General features: G+C 62.7%; 12 protein-coding genes. All 12 read left to right on the top strand.

Annotation, left to right across the window (positions count from 1 at the left end):
* Positions 1-127 (top strand): EF-Tu C-terminal domain-related protein (locus N5A93_RS13060; RefSeq protein WP_502263982.1); only part of this gene is annotated, 127 nt, incomplete at its 5' end.
* Between the two features lie 168 nt (positions 128-295).
* Entirely contained in the window at positions 296-604 is a 309-nt protein-coding gene (rpsJ, locus tag N5A93_RS13055; RefSeq protein ID WP_007817142.1) for a 30S ribosomal protein S10, read from the top strand.
* 13 nt (positions 605-617) lie between these two features.
* Positions 618-1445 (top strand): 50S ribosomal protein L3, encoded by an 828-nt coding sequence (gene rplC / locus N5A93_RS13050; protein WP_268955542.1) that lies wholly within the window; start codon positions 618-620, stop codon positions 1443-1445.
* Between the two features lies 1 nt (position 1446).
* Positions 1447-2064 carry a 50S ribosomal protein L4 gene (gene rplD, locus N5A93_RS13045; RefSeq protein ID WP_268955541.1) on the top strand — a complete coding sequence of 206 codons (618 nt, stop codon included), beginning with the start codon at positions 1447-1449 and terminating at the stop codon, positions 2062-2064.
* Positions 2061-2357, top strand: coding sequence for a 50S ribosomal protein L23 (locus tag N5A93_RS13040; protein ID WP_268955540.1), 297 nt, complete (start codon positions 2061-2063; stop codon positions 2355-2357). The genes rplD and N5A93_RS13040 overlap by 4 nt, the downstream gene beginning before the upstream one ends.
* 412 nt (positions 2358-2769) lie before the next feature.
* Positions 2770-3612, top strand: coding sequence for a 50S ribosomal protein L2 (gene rplB, locus N5A93_RS13035; protein ID WP_268955539.1), 843 nt, complete (start codon positions 2770-2772; stop codon positions 3610-3612).
* 3 nt (positions 3613-3615) lie between these two features.
* Complete coding sequence (gene rpsS / locus N5A93_RS13030) at positions 3616-3894, top strand: 30S ribosomal protein S19 (protein WP_085818455.1); 279 nt, start codon at positions 3616-3618, stop codon at positions 3892-3894.
* Between the two features lie 3 nt (positions 3895-3897).
* Positions 3898-4278 carry a 50S ribosomal protein L22 gene (rplV, locus tag N5A93_RS13025; protein ID WP_085818454.1) on the top strand — a complete coding sequence of 127 codons (381 nt, stop codon included), beginning with the start codon at positions 3898-3900 and terminating at the stop codon, positions 4276-4278.
* A complete protein-coding gene (rpsC, locus tag N5A93_RS13020; protein ID WP_268955538.1) occupies positions 4278-4985 on the top strand; it encodes a 30S ribosomal protein S3 in 708 nt (235 codons plus the stop codon). The genes rplV and rpsC overlap by 1 nt, the downstream gene beginning before the upstream one ends.
* A gap of 14 nt (positions 4986-4999) precedes the next feature.
* A complete protein-coding gene (gene rplP, locus N5A93_RS13015; RefSeq protein ID WP_085818452.1) occupies positions 5000-5413 on the top strand; it encodes a 50S ribosomal protein L16 in 414 nt (137 codons plus the stop codon).
* Between the two features lie 346 nt (positions 5414-5759).
* Positions 5760-5966 (top strand): 50S ribosomal protein L29, encoded by a 207-nt coding sequence (gene rpmC, locus N5A93_RS13010; protein WP_268955537.1) that lies wholly within the window; start codon positions 5760-5762, stop codon positions 5964-5966.
* Positions 5967-5981: 15 nt separating this feature from the next.
* The gene (gene rpsQ / locus N5A93_RS13005; protein ID WP_268955536.1) at positions 5982-6212 is read left to right on the top strand and encodes a 30S ribosomal protein S17; all 231 of its coding nucleotides are present in this window, start codon (positions 5982-5984) and stop codon (positions 6210-6212) included.
* Positions 6213-6242 lie beyond the last annotated feature (30 nt).

Genomic DNA, 6242 nt, shown 5'->3' with positions numbered 1-6242 from the left:
GGGCGACAACGTGTCCTTCGAGGTCGAGCTGATCGCCCCGATCGCCATGGAAGACGGCCTGCGCTTCGCCATCCGCGAAGGCGGCCGCACCGTCGGCGCAGGCGTCGTCTCCAAGATCATCGAGTGATCGCAGATAACTGGCGGTCGCGGGTCTGACCCGCGACCGTCGACAAGACAGCGAGGTTCCGGGACAGCCCCGGAATTTCCCCCGGTCAACCGGGGAAAGGTTCGACGAGGGGGGCTGGATGCTCCGGCCTTCCTCCTATCAACTCAAACGCCGTGAAAGGCCAGACTGATGCAAAGTCAAAACATTCGCATTCGGCTGAAGGCATTCGATTACCGCGTCCTGGATGCCAGCACGCAGGAAATCGTGAACACCGCCAAACGGACGGGTGCCGAGGTCCGCGGACCGATTCCGCTGCCGAACAAGATCGAGAAATTCACGGTCCTTCGTGGACCCCACGTGAACAAGAAATCCCGCGATCAGTTCGAGATCCGGACGCATAAGCGTCTTCTCGACATTGTCGATCCGACGCCGCAGACGGTGGACGCGCTCATGAAGCTCGACCTCGCCGCCGGCGTGGACGTGCAGATTTCGGTTTGAGGGGGGCAAGTTGATGTTGCGCTCTGGTGTTATCGCCAAGAAAGTCGGCATGACCCGGCTGTTCATGGATGACGGTCGTCAGGTTCCTGTGACCGTTCTTCAACTGGACAAGCTGCAGGTCGTCGCCCAACGCACGCCCGAGAACCACGGCTACAGCGCGGTTCAGCTGGGTTCGGGGTCCATCAAGGCCAAGCGGGTCTCGCAGGCCATGCGCGGTCATTTCGCCTCGGCCAAGGTCGAGCCCAAGCGCAAGGTCGCGGAATTCCGCGTTGCGCCCGAGAACATGATCGCCGTGGGCGAAGAGATCACGGCTGACCATTACTTCGAAGGTCAGTTCGTCGATGTCTGCGGCACCTCGATCGGTAAAGGCTTTGCCGGTGCGATGAAGCGGCACAATTTCCGGGGTCTGGAAATGACCCACGGCGTGTCGATCAGCCACCGCTCGCACGGCTCGACCGGTCAGTGCCAGGACCCCGGCAAGGTGTTCAAGGGCAAGAAGATGGCCGGCCACATGGGCGCCGCCCGCGTGACCACGCAGAACCTGCAGGTTGTCCGCACGGATGCCGACCGGGGCCTGATCATGGTCAAGGGTGCGGTTCCCGGCTCCAAGGGTGGCTGGGTCACGATCAAGGACGCGGTGAAGAAGCCCTTCCCCGAGAACGCGATCCTGCCCGCCGCGCTGAAGTCGGCCGCCGATGAAGCCGCCAAGGCCGCCGAGGAAGCCGCCGCACAGGCCGCCGCCGAGGAAGAAGCCGCAGCAGCAGCCGCCGCAGCCGAGCAGGCCGCGGAAGAAGCCGCTGCCGAGGCCGAGGCCGAAGCCGATAAGAAGGAAGGCGAGTGACATGAAACTCGACGTGATCAAACTGGACGGCAAGAAGGCCGGCTCGGTCGATCTGGGCGAAGAGATCTTCGGCCTGGAACCGCGCGCCGACATCCTGCACCGCGTGGTCCGCTGGCAGCGCAACAAGGCGCAGGCCGGCACCCACAAGGTCAAGACCCGGTCCGAGACTTCGTATTCCACGAAGAAGATCTATCGCCAGAAGGGTACCGGCGGCGCACGCCACGGTGACCGCAACGCGCCGATCTTCCGCAAGGGTGGTATCTACAAGGGCCCGACGCCGCGCAGCCATGCGCATGATCTGCCCAAGAAGGTGCGCCAGCTGGGTCTCAAGCACGCGCTGAGCGCCAAGGCGAAGGCCGGCGAACTGGTGGTGCTGGACACGGCCGCCGCGGATGGCAAGACCAAGACGCTCGCCAAGCTGGTGCGCGACCTGGGCTGGAAGCGCGCGCTGATCATCGACGGGGCCGAGGTGAATGCCGATTTCGCCCGCGCCGCGGCTAATATCGAGGGTCTCGATGTATTGCCGTCGATGGGCGCAAATGTCTATGACATCCTCAAGCGTGACACGCTGGTGATCACCAAGGCGGGTGTCGAAGCACTGGAGGCTCGTCTGAAATGAGCGCGAAACCCGAACATTACGACGTGATCCGCAAGCCGGTGATCACCGAGAAAGCCACGATGGCGTCGGAACACGGCGCGGTCGTCTTCGAGGTGGCGATGGACAGCAACAAACCGCAGATCAAGGAGGCCGTGGAGGCGCTCTTTGGTGTCAAGGTCAAGGCTGTGAACACCACGATCACCAAGGGCAAGCAGAAGCGCTTTCGCGGCGTGCAGGGCCGTCGCAACGACGTGAAGAAGGCCTATGTGACGCTCGAAGAAGGCAACACGATCGACGTGACCACCGGTCTGTGATCGTGGCCGGGGCGTGGCCCCGCCTGACGGATAGGAACCCCGGCTGCGAAAGTGGCCGGGGTTCGTGCGTTCCGGGGTAGGGCGCGCCCTGGCACAGGCCGAGGCCGGGGGGCCAGCCCCCCGGACCCCCCGCGGTATTTGGGGCCAGATGAAGGGGCGGGTGGATCGCTGAGCGGGCAGGTGGGCGCGGGGCCTTTATTTTCGGGCCTCACCCCCTTGACCCGCCATGTGTGCTCCCTTATCAGTCCCCATCCGCAAGGCCCCGGATTCGTCCGGGGCTTCGCTGTTGTTCGCAAGAGCAACCCTAACCGGGGACCTTCGGGGCCCTACAAACCGGCCACCTTTCGAAGGGGGCTTGAACATAGGCGGAGCCCCCAGGGCCTTCGCCGTTAGCAAACGGAAGACAGAAAGCATGGCACTCAAGTCGTATAAGCCGACGACGCCGGGCCAGCGTGGGCTGGTGCTGATCGACCGTTCGGAGCTGTGGAAAGGACGTCCCGTCAAAGCCCTCACCGAGGGTCTGACGAAAACGGGCGGCCGTAACAACACCGGGCGGATTACCTCGCGGCGACGCGGGGGCGGGGCGAAGCGCCTCTACCGGATCGTCGATTTCAAACGTAACAAATTCGATGTGGCGGCCACCGTCGAGCGGATCGAATATGACCCGAACCGGACCGCCTTCATCGCGCTGGTCAAATATGACGATGGCGAGCAGGCCTATGTGCTGGCGCCGCAGCGTCTGGCCATCGGCGACAAGATCATCGCCGGCGCCAAGGTCGACATCAAGCCCGGCAACTGCATGCCCTTCTCGGGGATGCCGATCGGCACAATCGTCCACAATATCGAGCTCAAGCCCGGCAAGGGCGGCCAGATCGCACGTGCTGCGGGCACCTATGCCCAGTTCGTGGGCCGTGACGGGGGCTATGCCCAGATCCGCCTGAGCTCGGGCGAGCTGCGGATGGTGCGCCAGGAATGCAAGGCCACCGTCGGTGCCGTGTCGAACCCCGACAATTCGAACCAGAATTTCGGCAAGGCCGGCCGTTCGCGTCACATGGGCAAGCGCCCCTCGGTTCGCGGTGTCGTCATGAATCCGATCGATCACCCGCATGGTGGTGGCGAGGGGCGGACCTCGGGTGGTCGTCACCCGGTGACCCCCTGGGGCAAGCCCACCAAGGGCGCGCGCACCCGCAACAAGAACAAGGCGTCGCAGAAGCTTATCCTGCGCTCGCGTCACGCACGCAAGAAGGGCCGCTAACACATGGCACGTTCTGTATGGAAAGGCCCGTTTGTTGATGCCTACGTCCTGAAAAAGGCCGAGGCATCGCGCGAAAGCGGGCGTAACGAAGTCATCAAGATCTGGTCGCGCCGTTCGACCATCCTGCCCCAGTTCGTGGGCCTGACGTTCGGCGTCTATAACGGGCACAAGCATGTTCCCGTCAACGTATCCGAAGACATGATCGGTCAGAAGTTCGGTGAATATTCGCCGACCCGCACCTATTACGGGCACGCGGCCGACAAAAAAGCGAAGCGGAAGTAAGTCATGGGCAAGGAAAAGAACCCCCGCCGCGTGGCAGAAAACGAAGCAATGGCAAAGCTGCGCATGCTTCGCACCAGCCCGCAGAAACTCAACCTGGTGGCCGCGATGATCCGTGGCAAGAAGGTGGACAAGGCATTGAACGATCTGACCTTCTCCAAGAAGCGGATCGCGGATGATGTGCGCAAGTGCCTTCAATCCGCCATCGCCAATGCCGAGAACAACCACAACCTCGACGTGGACGAGCTGATCGTCGCCGAGGCCTATGTGGGCAAGAACCTGGTCATGAAACGGGGCCGCCCCCGTGCCCGCGGCCGGTTCGGCGCGCTGCGCAAGCCGTTCTCGGAACTGACGATCAAGGTGCGTCAAATTGAGGAGCAAGCCTAATGGGTAACAAAGTCAATCCGATTGGCATGCGCCTTCAGGTGAACCGCACCTGGGACAGCCGCTGGTATGCCGACACCAAGGATTACGGTGATCTTCTGCTGGAAGACATCAAGATCCGCGAGTTCATCGAGAAAGAGTGCAAGCAGGCCGGTATCAGCCGTGTGATCATCGAGCGTCCGCACAAGAAGTGCCGCGTCACGATCCACACCGCGCGTCCCGGTGTCATCATCGGCAAGAAAGGCGCCGATATCGAGGGGCTGCGCAAGAAGCTCTCGAAGATGACCGACAGCGAGTTGCATCTCAACATCGTCGAGGTCCGCAAACCCGAGCTTGACGCGGCGCTGGTCGCCGAGTCGATCGCTCAGCAGCTCGAACGCCGTGTTTCGTTCCGGCGCGCCATGAAGCGCGCGGTGCAGAACGCCATGCGCATGGGGTCGCTGGGAATCCGGGTGAACGTCGCGGGCCGTCTGGGCGGCGCCGAGATCGCGCGCACGGAGTGGTATCGCGAGGGTCGCGTGCCCCTGCACACGCTGCGCGCCGATATCGACTATGCCCACAAGGAAGCCGTGACGCCCTACGGGATCATCGGCATCAAGGTGTGGATCTTCAAGGGTGAGATCATGGAGCACGACCCAAGTGCCCGCGATCGCAAGGCCCAGGAGCTCCAGGATGGTCCCGCGCCGCGTGGCGCCGGCGGCCGTCGCTGAGGAGGGAATGAAAGATGCTACAACCAAAGCGCACTAAATACCGCAAGCAGCACAAGGGCCGGATTCACGGCGTCGCCAAGGGCGGCTCGGATCTGAATTTCGGCACCTATGGTCTGAAAGCGGCGCAGCCCGAGCGTGTGACGGCGCGTCAGATCGAGGCGGCCCGCCGCGCGATGACTCGTCACATGAAGCGTCAGGGCCGGGTCTGGATCCGGATTTTCCCGGACACCCCGGTCACGTCGAAACCCACCGAAGTCCGGATGGGTAAAGGCAAGGGTTCGGTCGATTTCTGGGCCGCGCGCGTCAAGCCGGGCCGGATCATGTTCGAGATCGACGGCGTCAGCGAAGTCATCGCAAAGGAGGCCTTGCGCCTTGCCGCGATGAAGCTGCCGATCAAGACCCGGATCGTGGTCCGCGAAGACTGGTAACCGGTTGATCGCCGCGCAGTCCCTGCGCGCGTCAAGACAACGAAACCCCCGGCGCGCAAGCGGCGGGGGTTTTGCGTTGCGTTTTGCAGGGGCGTGCGCGAATGAGGGCGCGCGCAGCCTGCGGAATCGAAGCAGGGAGTGCGGGGGCTGGTCAAGCGCTGAGATGCGTGATCACGAAAGTTGCAAACTTTCCCTTGCCCCGCTGGCGCGCGTCCCGTATAGAGCCGCAATCCATGACACCCCGCTTGGCGGGGATTCGTGTATTTGCAATTCATCCACCAGGTCTCGGGTCACCCTGAACCAACCGTCAGGGGCCTACTGGTGTTTTGAGGAAGGAACCGGCGACATGAACGCCAGCGAACTGAGAGACAAGACACCCGACCAGCTGCGCGAACAGCTGGCCGATCTCAAGAAAGAGCAATTCAACCTGCGCTTTCAGGCTGCCACCGGGCAGCTGGAGAACCCCGCACGGATGAAACTCGCGCGCCGCAACGCCGCGCGCGTGCTGACCATCCTCAACGAAAAGGCGGCGCCTGCCGCTGACGCAGAATAAGGGAGGCCTTGAGTTATGCCCAAACGTATCCTTCAAGGCACCGTGACCAGCGACGCCAACGAACAGACCGTCACCGTTTCCGTCGAACGCCGCTTCACGCACCCGGTTCTGAAGAAAACCATCCGTAAGTCCAAGAAGTACAGGGCTCACGATGAAAAGAACGCTTTCAAGGTCGGCGATGCCGTTCGCATCATCGAATGCGCGCCGAAGTCGAAAACGAAACGCTGGGAGGTTCTTGAGGCGTAAGCCCCTGAACCTTCCGGTTTGAGCGAAACC

The organism is Roseovarius salincola, from assembly GCF_026891095.1.
GTDB classification, from domain to species: domain Bacteria; phylum Pseudomonadota; class Alphaproteobacteria; order Rhodobacterales; family Rhodobacteraceae; genus Roseovarius; species Roseovarius salincola.
Note: the sequence above shows the minus strand (reverse complement) of the source record. Positions and strands in the feature narration are given on the sequence as shown.